This window comes from Isoptericola sp. NPDC057559 (genome assembly GCF_042801555.1).
Taxonomy (GTDB): Bacteria; Actinomycetota; Actinomycetes; order Actinomycetales; family Cellulomonadaceae; genus Isoptericola.
The window spans coordinates 19,910-35,788 of record NZ_JBHVFQ010000018.1 but is presented as its reverse complement, the minus strand read 5'-3'; the positions used below and the strand labels follow the sequence as shown (position 1 = coordinate 35,788).

Here is a 15,879-nt window from a genome sequence, read left to right as displayed (position 1 = left end):
TCGGTCGGGCCGAGGGGGTCGGTCGCGGGTCAGCGCGCCCCGTGCTCGGCGAGGAGCCGGTCCGTCTCGTCCTGGACGTGGACGGCGATGCCCTCGTAGGCGCCCGCGTGCGCACGTGCGTGGTGCCCGCAGAAGAGGAGCTCTCCGACGGGCAGGACCACACGCACGTACGCCTGGGCGCCGCAGCGGTCGCAGCGGTCGGCGGCGGTCAGCGGCTGGGTCGGTTCGGTCGTCGTGGTGCTCACGTCTCCATCCAACCAGACCGGTGGCCCGGAGCATCCCGGACCCCGGCCGGGTTCGCTCCTGGCATAGCGGCGTGGAGCACACGGAACACCTGTTCGGGTCGTCTACCCTCGTTCCCGTGACAGCCACCTCCGAGTCCGGGTACACCGCGCGCCACCTGACCGTCCTCGAGGGCCTCGAGGCGGTGCGCAAGCGCCCCGGCATGTACATCGGGTCCACGGACTCGCGCGGCCTCATGCACTGCCTGTGGGAGATCATCGACAACTCCGTCGACGAGGCCCTCGGCGGGCACGCGTCCGACATCCGCGTGGTGCTGCACGCCGACTCGTCCGTGACCGTCGAGGACGACGGCCGCGGCATCCCGGTCGACATCGAGCCGAAGACGGGCCTCACGGGCGTCGAGGTGGTCTTCACGAAGCTGCACGCGGGCGGCAAGTTCGGCGGCGGCTCGTACACCGCGTCGGGCGGTCTGCACGGCGTGGGCGCGTCGGTGGTCAACGCGCTCTCCGCGCGGCTCGACGTCGACGTGGACCTCGGCGGCAAGACGCACCGGATGACGTTCCACCGCGGCGAGCCGGGCATCTTCTCCGACCCGGCCTCGGGAGCCTCGCCCGAGTCGCCGTTCGCGCCCTTCACCGACCACAGCGAGCTCGCCGTCGTCGGCAAGGTCAAGCGCGGGGTCACCGGCACCCGGGTGCGGTACTGGGCGGACCGGCAGGTGTTCCCGAAGTCGGCCGTGTTCAGCTACGACGAGCTCGTCACCCGGGCGCGCCAGACCACGTTCCTCGTGCCCGGCCTGAAGATCACGCTGCGCGACGAGCGCGGGCTGCCCGGCACCCCGGGCGAGTCCGGGCCGTTCGAGGAGGTCTTCCAGCACGACGGCGGCGCCGTCGACTTCGTCGAGTTCCTCGCTCCGGACGCCCCGGTGACCTCGACCTGGCAGCTGCAGGGCAGCGGGCACTTCACCGAGACGGTGCCGGTGCTCGACTCGCGCGGCCACATGACCCCGCAGGACGTGCAGCGCGAGTGCGAGGTGGACGTCGCCCTGCGCTGGGGCGGCGGCTACGACACGGAGGTGCGCACCTTCGTCAACATCATCGCCACGCCCAAGGGCGGCTCCCACCTGTCGGGCTTCGAGCAGGGGCTGCTCAAGACGGTGCGCAAGCAGATCGAGGCGAACGCGCGCCGGCTGAAGGTCTCCACCAAGGACGCCGCGGAGCGCATCGAGAAGGACGACGTCCTGGCGGGCCTGACGGCGGTCGTCACCGTGCGGCTCGCGGAGCCGCAGTTCGAGGGCCAGACGAAGGAGGTCTTGGGCACGGCGCCCGTGCGCGCCATCGTCTCCCGCGTCGTGGAGAAGGAGCTGGGCGCGCTGCTCACCTCCTCCAAGCGCGACGAGAAGGCACAGTCGGCGCTGCTGCTGGACAAGGTGGTCGCCGAGATGCGCGCCCGCGTCACGGCGCGCAAGCAGAAGGAGATCTCCCGGCGCAAGAACGCCCTCGAGGCGTCGTCGCTGCCGGCGAAGCTCGCGGACTGCCGCAGCGACGACGTCACCCGCAGCGAGCTGTTCATCGTCGAGGGGGACTCGGCGCTCGGGACGGCGAAGCTGGCGCGGTCGAGCGACTTCCAGGCGCTGCTGCCGATCCGCGGCAAGATCCTCAACGTCCAGAAGGCGTCGATCAGCGACATGCTCCGCAACGCGGAGTGCGCCGCCATCATCCAGGTCCTCGGCGCGGGGTCGGGGCGGTCCTTCGACCTCGAGGCCGCGCGCTACGGCAAGATCGTCCTGATGACGGACGCCGACGTCGACGGCGCGCACATCCGCACGCTCCTGCTGACGCTCTTCTACCGGTACATGCGCCCGATGCTCGAGGCTGGCCGGGTCTTCGCCGCCGTCCCGCCGCTGCACCGCGTCGAGGTGCTGGGCAGCGGGCGGCGCAAGAACGAGTACGTCTACACGTACTCGGAGGCCGAGCTGACCGCCACCCTCAAGAAGCTGGACCGCGCGGGCCGTCGGTACAAGGAGGACATCCAGCGCTACAAGGGCCTGGGGGAGATGGACGCCGACCAGCTCGCCGAGACCACGATGGACCCGCGCCACCGCACGCTGCGCCGCGTGACGGTGGAGCACGCCGAGGCCGCCGAGCGGGTGTTCGAGCTGCTCATGGGCAGCGACGTGGCTCCGCGCAAGGAGTTCATCGTCGCCGGCGCGGGCACCCTCGACCACTCCCGGATCGACGCCTGACCCGGTGCGCCCGGGCCGTCCGGATGGCGGCCCGGGCGGCGGGTGACCACGGGTGATGGGTACCCTTCGGCCGTGAAGATCCCCCGCTCGACCACCTCCCGCCTGCTCGCCCTCCTCCCGGCGACCGCCCTGGCCGCCGGCCTGCTGGCCGGCTGCGCCGACGGCGGCTCCGCCGACACGAGCTCCTCGGCCTCGGCGTCCGTGGACGCGACCGAGCAGGTGGCGGAGAACCTCAGCGAGTTCTCCTACGCCGGCGAGGACGGCAAGACGGCGCTCGAGCTGCTGGAGAAGCACGACCCGGAGGCCCAGGTCCAGGGCAAGGGCGAGAACGCGTTCGTCACGGCCGTGCGCGGCCGCGAGGCCGACCCCGACACGGAGTTCTGGGGCCTGTACGTCGACGACGAGATGGCGCAGGTCGGCGCCGGCTCGCTCGAGACGAAGGACGGGCAGACCATCACCTGGAAGCTCGAGGAGATCGAGAAGTGACCGTCTCCCCGTCGTCGCGCCTCGAGGCCCCGCTGTCCGCTCGCGAGCTCGCCCACCGCTGGTGGCGGCCCGCCGTCGCCGTGCTGCTCGTCGCGGCCGCCGTCGTGTGGCGGCTGGTGAAGAACGACCTCGGCGCCCCGCCGAACCTCGAGATCTCGACCGCCGCGGCGTTCGCGGCGGCGGGCCTGCTGCGCCACCGCGTCGCGATGCTCGCACCGCTGGCGGTCGTCGCCCTGAGCGACGTCCTGCTCGGCAACTCGTCGGTGCTGGTGTTCACGTGGAGCGCCTGGGCCGTCATCGGCGTCGGCGCCTGGTGGGCGGGCCGCACCCGCGGCACGACCGGCCGCCTGGTGGCCGCGCTCGGCCTCGGCGTCGGCGGCTCGCTGTTCTTCTACCTGTGGACCAACGCCGGCGTGTGGTGGCTCGGTCGCGGCACGTTCTACCCCGCGGGCCTCGACGGGCTGCTGGCCAGCTACGTCGCCGGGCTGCCGTTCCTGCGGCCGATGCTGCTCGGCAACCTGGTCCTGGTGCCGCTCGCGGCCGGACTGGTGGCCCTGGTGGTGCGGCTGGAGCGCGCGTCGGCGGCAGCCCCCGCCGCGCTGCCGGCGCGATAGCCTCGACGGACCGACAGGGAGGCGAGGACCCATGCCCGCAGACCGGATCCGGCGGATGACGTTCGCCAGCATCTACCCGCTCTACGTGCAGAAGGTGGAGCGCAAGGACCGCGACGCGGCCGACGTGGACCGCGTCGTCTCGTGGCTCACGGGCTACGACGACGAGGGCCTCGAGCGGGCCGTCGCGGACGAGGTCGACCTGGAGACGTTCTTCGCCCGGGCGCCCGCGATGAACCCGCACGCGTCGCTCATCACGGGCGTGATCTGCGGCGTGCGGGTCGAGGAGATCGACGACCCGCTGATGCAGCAGATCCGCTGGATGGACAAGCTGGTGGACGAGGTCGCGAAGGGCAAGAAGATGTCGTCGATCCTGCGCGGCGGCACCGGCGCGGCCGCGTAGCCGACCGTACGACGGGCCCCCGGTGGGCGGGAGCGGCAGGTGCCGCCCCCGCCCACCGGGGGCCCGTGTCGTGCTGCGCCGGTGCCTCTCGGGCTACGGCGTCTCGAGGGTGAACGTCACCGTGGTGGCGTTCCCGGCGACGTCGCGGACGACGAGGGTGTTGGTGCCCTCGACCGCGCCGAACGCCCGCGGCTTGACGAAGTTCAGGTCCGACCACGTGTTGTCGGTCAGGTCCTTCGCCGTGCCGTTGAGGGTGAGGCGGTCGACCTTGCCGGCGTCGTGGAGCTTGAACGAGACCAGGCGGTAGGTGCCGTCGGCGCCGGCCGTGAACTGCGCGCCGTCCTTGACGGTGACGGTCGGGCCCGTGACGTCGAGGGTGAACGTCACCGTGGTGGCGTTCCCCGCGACGTCGCGGACGACGAGGGTGTTGGTGCCCTCGACCGCGCCGAACGCGCCCGGCTTCACGAAGTTCAGGTCCGACCACTCGTCGTCGACGAGGTCCTTCTCCACCCCGTTGAGGGTGAGGCGGTCGACCTTGCCGGCGTCGTGCAGCCTGAACGAGACCTTGCTGTACGTGCCGTCCCGGCCGGTGGTGAACTCGTCGCCCTCCTTCACGGTGACCGTCGGCCCGTCGACGTCGGCCGGCGACGTCGTGACCGTGAGGTCGCGCAGCCGCCCGTAGTTGTCGAACGAGCCGAACCCGACCCGGCCGGACGTGAACGTGGTGTCGTCCGCGGTCAGCAGCGGGGTGTCGAGGCCGTCGAGGTAGACGGCGATGTCGCCGCTGTCCGCGCAGCGCACGACGCGCACGTCGTGCCACTCCTCGTCGGTGATCGCCGGGGGAGCCCCGACCTTGCCGTCCCACTGGTCGTCGATCCGCTCCCGGTCCTTGCCGTCGACCTTGAAGATCCCGTTGTGGGGGTAGATCGTGTTGTCCTTCGAGAGGTGGGCGTAGTAGTACTTCGTGTCGGACTGCCACCCGAACACCACGATGACGTCGCGGTTGTTGACGCTGGCGGGCTCGTCGATCCGGACCTGGGCGCCGAGGTCGAACGACCCGAGCTCCGGCCCCTGGGTGAGGACGGCGTACTCGAACGGCCGCCGGATACCGTCGGCGGGGTCGGTCCCCGCCGAGGTCTGGACGATCTGGTCCCCGGGGAACTGCCACTTCGAGGGCGTCCTCGGGGCCCAGTTCTCGCCCGCCATGACGTCGGTGACCGTGGATCCGGCCGGCGTGCACGACGGCGGCTCGGTGGGCTCGGTCGGCGTGGCGCCGAACAGCGCGTACTGGGCGGCGACCTGCTCGGGCGACGGGACGGTGTCGAGGAACATCAGGTTGTCCATCCGGCCGTTGAACGGGTTCGCCTCCTTGGTGTCCTGCGGGAAGCTGCCGCCGATCTTGATGCCGCGCGACGTCGTCGCCGACGTCGGTCCGGAGCCCCACGGGTTGGACGAGGTGTACCGGCCCGCGAGCTCCTCGCCGTTGCGGTACAGCTTCATCTCGCCCGCCGCGAAGTCGAACGTCGCGGTGAGGTGGACCCACCGCCCCTGCGCCAGGATCTCGTCCCAGGGCATGTCGGCGGCGAAGGTCCACGACCCCGCGCCGTCGACGCGCCGCCCGAGGGCGACCAGCTTGAGCTCGTCGCCCACGGTGATGACCTCGAGCAGCGCCCGCACCCCGTGGCCGTCGGAGTCGCCCGTCAGCACGCCGGCGAGGCCGATCGCGTTGTACCGGTCGTCCGGGCTCGCCGTGCCCGAGTTGAGGCCGGCGACGTTCGCGCCCGTCCGCTTGAACCAGCCCATGACGGCGGCCTGGTCGGTGGCCGAGAACGCGTCGAGCGAGCCGACGCCCTTCGCGTCGTAGACGCCCGCCTTCCAGTCGTCGTTCGACGCGGTCGTCGGGCTCATCTGCTGGGTCTGCAGGGCCCGGCCGGCACCCGGGTAGGCCCGGTCGGTGACCCGCTGCTCGACGCCGCCGTTGATGAGCTCGATCTTCGTGCCGGACCATCCCTGGTCCGCCTCGAAGGTCGTGGCGCCCGCGACGGGGTGGTCGAAGTCGTAGTGGGCCACCAGGTTCGGCGCGAGCTCGGGGAGCGCGACCGGGGAGGTGGGCGCGAGCCGGTGCGCGCCGGTGACCTTCCAGATCTTCCCGTTCGCCTTCGAGATCAGGTAGAGCTCGCCGTCGGCGTCGGAGCCGAAGCGCAGGTCGACCCGCTTGTCGCCGACCAGCTCCTGGAACGTGGTCTCCTTGCCGCCGGCGAAGACGCGGAGCTGCTCGATCGGCGCCAGGTCCTCGAGGTCACCGTCGTTGCGGACCATCGTGTCGGCGTCGGTCGAGAGCACCCAGCCGTGCACGAGGTCCGTGAACAGGTAACGCCCCTGCAGGGCGGCGATGTCGCCGCGGTAGACGAACCCGCCGTTGTTGGCGACGCCGGCGTCGCCCGTCTGGCCGGGGTCGCGGTTGTGGTCGTAGGCGGCGACGGGGTAGGTGAAGCCGTTCCCGGCGTCGTCGGCCGGCAGCGGGTAGATCTGGCGGTTGTCCGCCCGGAACGGGCCCTCGCGCTCGGACCAGCCGAAGTTGTCGCCGGGCTCGACGGCGTAGATCGACTCGACCTGCCACTCGCCGATGTGCCCGAGGTACATGGTGTGGTCGCCGGCGGGGTCCCAGCTGATGCGGTGCGGGTCACGCATGCCGACCGCGTAGAGCTCGGGCAGCGCGCCCTCGGTGCCGAGGAACGGGTTGTCGTCGGGGATGCCGTACCGGCCGTTGGCGCTGTCGTCCCCCAGCGGGTCGATCCGCATGATCGTGCCCTGCGGCGTGGAGAGGTCCTGCGGATTGCCGTTCCCGACCCCGTTGCCGCCGTCGCCCGCGAGGATGTAGAGGTTGCCGTAGTCGGCGTCCCCGGGCCGCACCGTCGGGTTGAAGGCGATCTGCTGCACGGTGTGCACGCGGCCGTTGAAGGGGACGCGCATGATCTCCCGGCTGGTGCCCTCGAAGACGGGGGCCGACGGGTCCGTGGCCTTCCACTCGGTGACCACGCTGTGGAACCCGGTGGTGCCGTACGCGGGGAAGTCGGGGGTGTCCTCGGTGAGGGCCGTGCCCGCCTCGGTGTGCACCGTGTAGAACAGGCCGTTCTCGGCGAAGTCCGGGTGGAACTCGGCGGCACCGAGGCCGGTGCCCAGGCCGGCGGAGTTGTGGAAGTTGTCGATGAACGCCTGGCGCACGTCGAGGTACGGCGTGTACTCGCCGGTGTTCTTGTCGACCGTGTAGAGGGTGCCGTTGTTGTCCGGCACCATGAGCCGCCCGGAGCCGTCCGGGATCTCGTCGAGGTGCGTGATCCGGTTGTACCGGTCGAGGCGCGGGTCCTGGGTCGCGGGCGTGGTGTGCGACTCGGGGAGCTGCGCCAGCTCCTCCACCTCGACGCCGAGCGTCGACATCTTGGGGTCGGGCAGCGGGTTGATCAGCGGTGCCTCCGACTGGCCGCCCGCGGCGCAGTCGCCGGGGTTGCCGGTCGCGATCGAGAGGTTCTCGCCCGCGGTGTCGACGGCGACGTCGTCGAGCATGAGGTTGCCGGCGCTGCTCGCGCCGTTGATCCACCAGAACCGGTCGAGCGCCGTCGAGACGCCCTGGCGGAAGCCGAACTGCTGCTCGGTGCCCTCGGGGAGCCGCGTGAGCTCCTCGTACGGACCGCCCTGGCTGTACACCGAGACCTTGTCGGCGGCGTTGTCGGCGACGACCCAGACGCACTGCCAGGCGTCGCGGCCCCAGACGCCGGCGGGCTTGAAGGCGCCGCCGTCCCGGACGAGGAGGACGTCGCTGTTCTGGTTGTTGACGTAGGCGCGGCTGTCCCCGGTCCCGGACGGCTGGTCGACGTCCGTGAGCCCGAAGGACGTGTCGACGCTCCCCGTGCGCAGGAACCGGAAGAACAGGGTGCCGGTGGTGCCGTCGGCGATCTCCGGGACGGCGCGGTAGGCCTTCTGGTTGCCGCCGGTCATCTCGAGCACCTGGTTGTTGCCGTTGAGCGGGTCCGCGATCACCTTCGCGGCCCCGGACGCCGACCAGCCGTCCTGGCCGTTCAGCGCCGTGCGCTCGTACTGCTCGAAGCCGAGGAGCTCGGTGAACTCCTGGTCGGCGGCGGTCGTGGACGGCGAGCCCGCCGCGGTGCGCTCGGCGGCGAGGGCGGGCGCGCCGACGAGGAGGGTCGTGCCGGCGACGGCCGCGGCGGTGATCGCGGCCGCGAGGCGCACGGGCCCCGACCGTGGGGTGGTGGGTGTGGGCGGGCGGGCCGGTTCGGCCGACCGTCGGGGCATGAGCTCGCGCATCTGTGACCTCTCAACGTCGTTGTCGATCAGTGCTTCATGGTCCTGAAAGCGCTTGCCAGGCAAGCGCTTTCAGGATCCTAGGACGACCCACAGGATGCGGCAAGGGATGTCTCAGCGTGCTCGGAGGGCCGGCCCGGCACGGGCGTTCCGGGGGGCGGGCGAGCGGTCGGCGCCGGACGGCGGCACGGCGTCGACGGCCTCGGGCCCGCAGGTCAGCGGCCGGACAGGGGCATCCCCATCGTCCGGCCCCAGGGCTGCTCCTCGAGCGTGCGGAAGCCGAGGTGCTCGTAGAAGCCGATGGCGCGGAGGTTGCGTCCGCCGACGCCCAGGTGGATCCCCGGGGCGCCCGCGGCGGCGACGGCGTCGAGCACGGCCTCCAGCACGCGTCGCCCCGCGCCGCCGCCCTGCGCCTCGGGCAGCAGGTCGATGTGCAGGTGCGCCGGGTACTGCTCCAGCCACGGCGCACCCGACCGCGACGGCGCGTGGATCATGCGGAGCAGGCGCGCGTCCGCCGACTCGTCGTCGGCAGCCGGAGCGGCGAGCCTCGCCCGCAACGGCGGCCACCAGGACTCCTCGCAGCGGCGCTCGAAGTCCGTGGTGCTCGCCGTCGCGACGCAGTACCCGACCGCCGTGCCGTCCGCGCGCCGCAGCACGCGGGCCAGGTCGGGCTCCAGGGCGAGGTAGGCGCCGAGGTAGACGTGGCCGAGCAGCGCGCCGTCCTCGTACTGGCCCGTGGCGTCGTCGCCCGAGTCGCCGGTGCGCAGGCAGACGTCGTAGAGGGCGTCTCGGTCGGAGAGGTCGTAGCGGTCCACGGTGAGCGCGGGGCGGGCGCCCTGGGCGGGCGTGGTGACGTCGTGTCCGGGGTGGGGGCTCATGGACGTATCGTCCCCGGTCGGGGGAGCGGAGTCACGCGTCGGCCGGCGGGGCGGCATGCGGACGGTGCCGCGTCCGGGGTCTGACGGCCGCCCCGGACGCGGCGGGTCGGGTCAGGCCCGCGGGACCCTCAGCTTCCGCAGGTTCGCGTACGAGACCTGGGCGGTGCGGACGGGGTCGGGCTGCTGGTCGCGCTCGACGACGAACTCGTGCCGCCCCAGCGCGTGGACGTGGGAGAGGATCCCCCGGAAGTCCACGCTGCCCTCGCCGAGGTCGTTCTCGATGCCCTGCGTCGGGATGCCGTCCTTGAGGTGGAACAGAGGGAACCGGTCCTGGTGCGCGTCGAGATAGGCCACCGGGTCGGCGCCCGCCCGCAGGATCCAGTACAGGTCGAGCTCGAACGCCACCAGGTCGGGGTCGGTCTCCCGCAGCCAGACGTCGAACAGGACCTCGCCGGTCGTGGGGTCCCTGTGGAACTCGTTGTCGTGCAGGTGGGCGTACCACCGCAGCCCGTAGGTGCGCGCCACCTCGCCCCAGCGGTTCATCTCCTCGGCCATCCGGCGGTAGCCGTCCGCGGTCTGGGCGCCGTCCATGTAGGAGACGCCGACGTACCTCTGACCGAGGGTCACCGCGCGCTCGAGGGTCACCTCGGCGAGGTCGCCCCGGAAGTCGTACGGGTTGTGGTGGCTGCCGACGACCCGCAGGCCGTTGGCGTCGATGATGGCGCGGAACTGCTCCGGGGTGCGGTTGCCGTAGTCGTAGGCCGGCTCGACCGACGCGTACCCGGCCGCCGCGACCATCGCGAGCGTGCCCTCGGGGTCGGCGCGGAGCATGTCCCGCACCGAGTAGAGCTGGAAGCCGATCTTGCCGGGCGGGACCGCGCGGCCCCCGCCGTCGGTCGCGGCCGAGGCGGTGCCCGGCAGCGCGATGGCGCCGAGCCCGGCCGCCGCGGCGGCGCCGGCGCCCTGCAGGAAGATGCGACGGGAGTACTTCTGAGCATGACCTGTCAACTTTTCCACCTCATCGTCAAAAGTCGGGTGAAATCGACTGTAGGCCTGGCCCCAGGTCTTGACAACACCCGCGGCCGACGCCGGTGGCCGTCGGTGATGTGCCCGGCGGGCTGGCGCGAAGCCTCGTCAGGCGTGCCCGGGCCACATGTTTCGGCCAAATCTGATGGGTCCTGACCAATTGCTGTGCTCCCGTCTGACGACTTCTGATTGACAGTCGACAGAAGGCTCCCTAAGGTCGGCACCGCACCTGTGATGTGCGTGCGCACCCCTTCGAGTCGTCGTCAGACGGATCCCTCGGGGAGGTACGCGAGCTGTGTCCTGGAGGGAACGACGATGAGGTCTGCCTTCGCACCACCAGCACGTGTCGTCCGCGGCGTCGCCGCGGACGGTCTCGCGCGCACGAGACCCGTCGCCTCCCGCACTTCTGTCCGCCGGACGAGCTGACCGGCCCCCGGCGACGTCGAACGGAGTCTCATGCCTGAGAACAGCACGGAGTACAGCGGCACCACGGCGGGACCACGGAAGGACCGGGTCTCGCGTCGGTCGATGCTGACCGGCACCCTCGCCGGTCTCGTGGTGCCGGCCACGACCGGCGCCCTCGGCGTCGGCGTCGGCGCCGCCTCGGCCGCCCCGAAGCCGTCCCCGACCCCCACCCCGACCGCGACGCCGACGGCGGCACCCCGCGCCACCACCCGGAACATCACGGTGTTCGCGGAGTCGCTCGGCAACGGGCAGATCGGGTACGGCCTCGCGCCGGGGGAGGCCACGATCCCCGGCCCGCTGCTCGAGATGTGGGAGGGCGACACCCTCCAGATCGAGCTGGTGAACACCACCGACAAGCGGCTCTCGATCCACCCGCACGGCGTCGACTACGAGACCGACTCCGACGGCAGCCCGTTCAACGACTCGTTCAACGAGCCCGGCGAGACCCGCACCTACGTCTGGCGCTCGCACACCACGCATCAGGCCGACGACGGCCGGTGGGTGAGCGGGTCGGCGGGCTACTGGCACTACCACGACCACGCGCTCGGCGGCGAGCACGGCACGGCCGGGCTGCGCGCCGGGCTCTACGGCGCCCTGGTCGTCCGACGCCGGGGCGACCGCGTGCCCGACCGCCAGTACACGGTCGTGTTCAACGACATGACGGTGAACAACCAGATGGCCCCGCACACCCCGATGTTCGAGGCGAACCTCGGCGAGACCGTCGAGTGGATCGCGATCGGGCACGGCGACCAGCTGCACACGTTCCACCTGCACGCGCACCGCTGGGCGGACAACCGGACCGGGTACCTCGCCGGCCCGGACGACCCCAGCCGGGTCATCGACACGCGCGACCTCAACCCCGGGACGTCCTTCGGGTTCCAGGTGGTGGCGGGCGAGGCGGTCGGGGCCGGGGCGTGGATGTACCACTGCCACGTCCAGTTCCACTCCGACGGCGGCATGGCCGGCGTCTTCCTCGTCCGGAACGCCGACGGCTCCATGCCCGACGGCGCCCAGGCAGCGATCGACCGCTTCCAGCAGCACGGCGGCCACTCGATGTGATCCCGGGTGCGGGGACGCCCCCGCCCGACGCACTTCGGTCCCACGCAAAGGAGCAGTGATGGAACGGACAGCAAGAGGCAGCGCCCGGATCACACCACGGGCTGCTCGCGGCATCCTCGCCGCGCTCACCGGTGCCACCCTCGCCTTCGGGCTGGCGGCCACGCCCGCGGCCGCGCAGCGCACGCCGCAGGACGAACCGACGCAGGCGCCCTCTGCCGACGCGGCGAAGGCCCCGACGGCCAGCGTCGTGCCCTCGGCCGCGATCCTCCCGACCAGCGCCGAGAACCCCCGGGTGCTCGTGTTCCACGGTGACCCGGCCGAGCAGGTCGACCCCGTCAACGTCGCGACCACCACGATCAGGCAGCTCGGCAAGGCGAACGGCATCGCCGTCGACACGGCGACGGAGCCCACCGTCTTCACGGCGAAGAACCTCGCGGAGTACCGCGGCGTCGTCTTCCTCTCCTCGGAGGGCGTCGAGATGTCCACTGCCCAGGAGGACGCGCTGCAGGCGTACGTGCAGTCGGGCGGCGGGTTCCTCGGGATCCGGGACGCCGCGCGGGCGCAGGCGCGCTCGCAGTGGTTCACGGGCCTCATCGGCACGCGGCCGGCCGGCAACCTGCCGGACTCCGTGCCGGTCAAGACCGTGACGGCGAGCGCGGAGAACCCGCCGAACGAGGTCGCGACGAAGCTCACCGACCGCAACCCGTCGACGAAGTGGCTCGCGTTCCAGCCCACCGCGTGGCTCCGCTTCGACCTGAACGAGCCCGTGGCGGTGGCCCGGTACGCCCTGACGTCGGCGAACGACTCGGACGGCCGCGACCCCAAGGACTGGACGCTCCAGGGCTCGAACGACAACGGCGCGACCTGGAAGGACCTCGACCGGCGGACCGGCGAGGACTTCCCCGAGCGGTTCCAGACCAAGGACTACGCCGTCGCGAACACGGACGCGTACTCGTCCTACCGCCTCGACATCACGGCGAACTCCGGCGAGGGCCTCACGCAGCTCGCCGACCTCGACCTCTTCGACGCGGCCTCCGCGGAGGAGCCGGAGCCCGAGATCCCGGTGCAGGAGGCGACGGTGAACGTCACCGACCGGAAGCACCCCGCGACCAAGGAGCTGCCGGTCAAGTGGACCCGGTCCGACCGGTGGCTGAACTGGTCCCCGAACCCCGTGGGCGAGGTGCACACCGTCGCCCAGGTGCAGGAGTGGGACTACGACCCGGGCGAGGGCGCGAACGGCCCGTTCCACCCCGTGTCCTGGTGCCGTGACTACGACGGCGGACGCTCCTTCTACACCGGCATGGGCGGCACCGCCGACAGCTACCAGGAGGAGGGCTTCCGCGACCACCTGCTCGGCGGCCTGCTCTGGTCCGCGGGCATGGTGCGCGGCGACTGCCAGGCGACCATCGCGGCGAACTACAAGGCCGAGCGGCTGACGCAGCAGAACGCGGCGGGCACCCTCGACCAGATCGGTGAGCCCCACGGCCTGACGGCCGCGCCCGACGGCGGGATCTTCTACGTCGGCAAGGCGGCGTGCCCCAGCGGCCCGATCGTCTCGTGGGACGACCCGGACGTCGGCCTCGGGTGCGGCACGATCCACCGCTGGGACCCGGAGACCAAGACGACCAAGCTGCTGACCACCCTGCCCGTGATGGGCAACCGTGGCTCGGGCGACGAGCTCGTCAAGAACGAGGAGGGCCTGCTGGGCATCACCCTCGACCCGAAGTTCGAGGAGAACGGCTGGTTCTACGTCTTCTGGATGCCGCACGAGTCGGTCGACCGGGAGCGTCAGGTCGGCGACCGCACCATCTCGCGCTTCACCTACGACGCCGAGGCGAACACGATCGACCAGTCGACGCGCAAGGACCTCCTGTCGTGGGAGACGCAGATCCACTCCTGCTGCCACGCGGGTGGCGGGATGGACTTCGACGACGAGGGCAACCTCTTCGTCGGGTCCGGCGACAACAACTCGTCGGGCGGCTCGGACGGCTACTCCGGCAACAACTGGACCAAGGAGTTCGCCGGGCTGTCCTTCCAGGACGCGCGCCGCACCGCCGGCAACACCAACAACCTCAACGGGAAGATCCTGCGGATCCACCCGGAGCCGGACGGGACGTACACCGTCCCCGACGGGAACCTCTTCCCCGAGAAGGACGACCCGGGCGACAAGACCCGGCCGGAGATCTACGTGATGGGCGTGCGCAACATCTCGCGCCTGGCGTGGGACTCCGAGAAGGACTGGCTGACGGCCGCCTGGGTGGGCCCGGACGCGTACACCCCGGACCCGGAGCTGGGCCCGGCGAAGTACGAGACCGCCACGATCATCACCGAGGCGGGCAACCAGGGCTGGCCCTACTGCATGGGCGACAAGCAGCCCTACCGTGACCGGAGCAACGAGGACGCGAGCGTCCTGACCGGCTGGTACGACTGCGACCACCCGAAGAACACCTCGCCGCGCAACACCGGCCTGGTGGACCTGCCCCCGGTCAAGAAGAACATGATCTGGTACTCGCCCAGTGGCGGTGGCCCCGTCTTCCCGATCGGCGAGGACGGCATCCCGTCCTACGTCGACGACGAGGCGACGTACACCGAGCCGTACCTGCGCGGCGGCGGCCAGGCCGTGATGAACGGCCCGACCTACCACCGGTCCGAGGTCGACACCGACAGCGGTGCCGCGTGGCCGGACTACTGGGAGGGCAAGTGGTTCCTCGGCGACCAGTCGAACGCCGCGAACCGCATCGCCGTCACGGTGGACCCGGACACGGTCGACGAGGCCGGGGCCCCGCTCTACGCCGAGGACCTGCGCCGCATCATCCGCGGTGGCAACGGCGCGACCCAGGTGCAGAGCTGGATGGACGCCAAGTTCGGCCCCGACGGTGCTCTGTACCTGCTCGACTACGGCGGCGGCTTCTTCACCCTGCACAACAACCAGAAGCTCGTCCGGATCTCCTACACGGGCGGCCCGGCGACGCCGGCCCCGGCCGCGTCGGGGGCGAGCGTGCAGAGCGACCCGCTGACCGTCGCGTTCGTCGGCAGCCGCTCGGGCGGCGTCTCGTACGCGTGGGACTTCGGTGACGGCTCCACGTCCACCGAGGCCAACCCGCAGCACACCTACAAGCGTGTCGGGAAGTACGCCGCGACGCTCACGGTGACGTACGCGGACGGCGAGAAGGAGACGGTCGACGTGTCGGCCGCCACCACCTGCACCATCCCGGACACCCGCGGCACCGTCGTGATCGGCGAGGTCGACTCGACGGTGAAGAACACGGACCTGGGCGGCTGCACCATCGCCGACCTCATCCGCGACGAGGCGCAGTGGGACTCCAACGGCCGGTTCGTCAACCACGTCACCGCCGTCGCCGACCAGCTCCTCGCCGACGGGAAGATCAAGGGCGGCGAGCGCAGCAAGCTGATCAAGGCGGCGCAGACCTCCCGCATCGGTGCCCCCGGGACCACCGGGTACCGGTGGCTCTTCGACGGCACCGCCTCCTCGCTCGCGGGCTGGCGTCAGGCGCCGAGCGGCGGCTTCGACCTGAGGGACGACGGGTCCATCCGGGCGCACGGCGGCCTGGGCATGCTCTGGTACGCGAAGCAGGAGTTCGGCGACTTCTCGGTCAAGCTCGAGTTCAAGGACGTCGCACCCGGGGAGGGCCATGCCAACAGCGGGGTCTTCACCCGGTTCCCGGACCCGCGGGTGCCGCGTGACCAGCGGCCCGAGTGCGGGCAGCTCACGTCCGCCGAGGCGTGGGTCGCGATCTACTGCGGCCAGGAGATCCAGATCTACGACGGTCCCACCGGCGAGGTCCAGAAGACGGGGTCGGTGTACAACTTCGACCCCAACACCCTGGAGGCCGCCCGGGTCACTCCGAAGGGGGAGTGGAACACGTACGAGATTCGCGTCGTCGGGCAGCAGTACACGATCATCCGCAACGGCGTCGTGATCAACGAGTTCGACAACTCGCCCGGGAAGCAGTCGTCGCGCGCGGGTGACCCGCCGACCGACCTGCGCCAGTTCCTGAGCGGGTACATCGGCCTGCAGAACCACAGCGACGCCGACGCCATGGAGTTCCGCAACATCCGGGTGCGGGACCTGTGACCGCCCCCGCGACGACGAGAGGAACGTCGATGTCCCGAAGGAGAGTG

At 71.5% G+C, this 15,879-nt stretch carries 10 protein-coding genes; 6 read left to right on the top strand and 4 right to left on the bottom strand.

All coding sequences use genetic code 11. From position 1 onward, the window contains the following. Positions 1–29: 29 nt before the first annotated feature. The gene (locus ACFU5J_RS15865; protein ID WP_430575956.1) at positions 30–245 is read right to left on the bottom strand and encodes a hypothetical protein; all 216 of its coding nucleotides are present in this window, start codon (positions 243–245) and stop codon (positions 30–32) included. A 116-nt stretch (positions 246–361) separates the two neighbouring features. Between ACFU5J_RS15865 and ACFU5J_RS15860 the strand changes: the two genes are divergently transcribed. From ACFU5J_RS15860 to ACFU5J_RS15845, 4 genes are all read left to right on the top strand, one after another. Further along, positions 362–2,488, top strand: coding sequence for a type IIA DNA topoisomerase subunit B (locus tag ACFU5J_RS15860; protein WP_430575955.1), 2,127 nt, complete (start codon positions 362–364; stop codon positions 2,486–2,488). A 72-nt stretch (positions 2,489–2,560) separates the two neighbouring features. Beyond that, entirely contained in the window at positions 2,561–2,974 is a 414-nt protein-coding gene (locus ACFU5J_RS15855) for a DUF4430 domain-containing protein (protein ID WP_430575954.1), read from the top strand. Next, positions 2,971–3,588 (top strand): DUF6580 family putative transport protein, encoded by a 618-nt coding sequence (locus tag ACFU5J_RS15850; RefSeq protein ID WP_430579363.1) that lies wholly within the window; start codon positions 2,971–2,973, stop codon positions 3,586–3,588. The genes ACFU5J_RS15855 and ACFU5J_RS15850 overlap by 4 nt, the downstream gene beginning before the upstream one ends. A 31-nt stretch (positions 3,589–3,619) precedes the next feature. Then, entirely contained in the window at positions 3,620–3,988 is a 369-nt protein-coding gene (locus tag ACFU5J_RS15845) for a DUF2200 domain-containing protein (RefSeq protein ID WP_430579362.1), read from the top strand. Positions 3,989–4,081: 93 nt separating this feature from the next. Here ACFU5J_RS15845 and ACFU5J_RS15840 read toward each other — a convergent pair whose 3' ends face one another. From ACFU5J_RS15840 to ACFU5J_RS15830, 3 genes are all read right to left on the bottom strand, one after another. After that, on the bottom strand, positions 4,082–8,236 hold the full coding sequence (locus ACFU5J_RS15840; protein WP_430579361.1) for a PQQ-dependent sugar dehydrogenase: 4,155 nt from the start codon (positions 8,234–8,236) through the stop codon (positions 4,082–4,084). Positions 8,237–8,523: 287 nt separating this feature from the next. Then, the gene (locus ACFU5J_RS15835; RefSeq protein WP_430579360.1) at positions 8,524–9,186 is read right to left on the bottom strand and encodes a GNAT family N-acetyltransferase; all 663 of its coding nucleotides are present in this window, start codon (positions 9,184–9,186) and stop codon (positions 8,524–8,526) included. Positions 9,187–9,297: 111 nt separating this feature from the next. Further along, the gene (locus ACFU5J_RS15830) at positions 9,298–10,194 is read right to left on the bottom strand and encodes a sugar phosphate isomerase/epimerase family protein (protein ID WP_430579359.1); all 897 of its coding nucleotides are present in this window, start codon (positions 10,192–10,194) and stop codon (positions 9,298–9,300) included. Between the two features lie 474 nt (positions 10,195–10,668). On the opposite strand from ACFU5J_RS15830, the gene ACFU5J_RS15825 reads away from it, so the two are divergent. Continuing rightward, positions 10,669–11,736 (top strand): multicopper oxidase domain-containing protein, encoded by a 1,068-nt coding sequence (locus ACFU5J_RS15825; protein ID WP_430579358.1) that lies wholly within the window; start codon positions 10,669–10,671, stop codon positions 11,734–11,736. Positions 11,737–11,794: 58 nt separating this feature from the next. Continuing rightward, the gene (locus tag ACFU5J_RS15820; protein WP_430579357.1) at positions 11,795–15,832 is read left to right on the top strand and encodes a ThuA domain-containing protein; all 4,038 of its coding nucleotides are present in this window, start codon (positions 11,795–11,797) and stop codon (positions 15,830–15,832) included. Positions 15,833–15,879 lie beyond the last annotated feature (47 nt).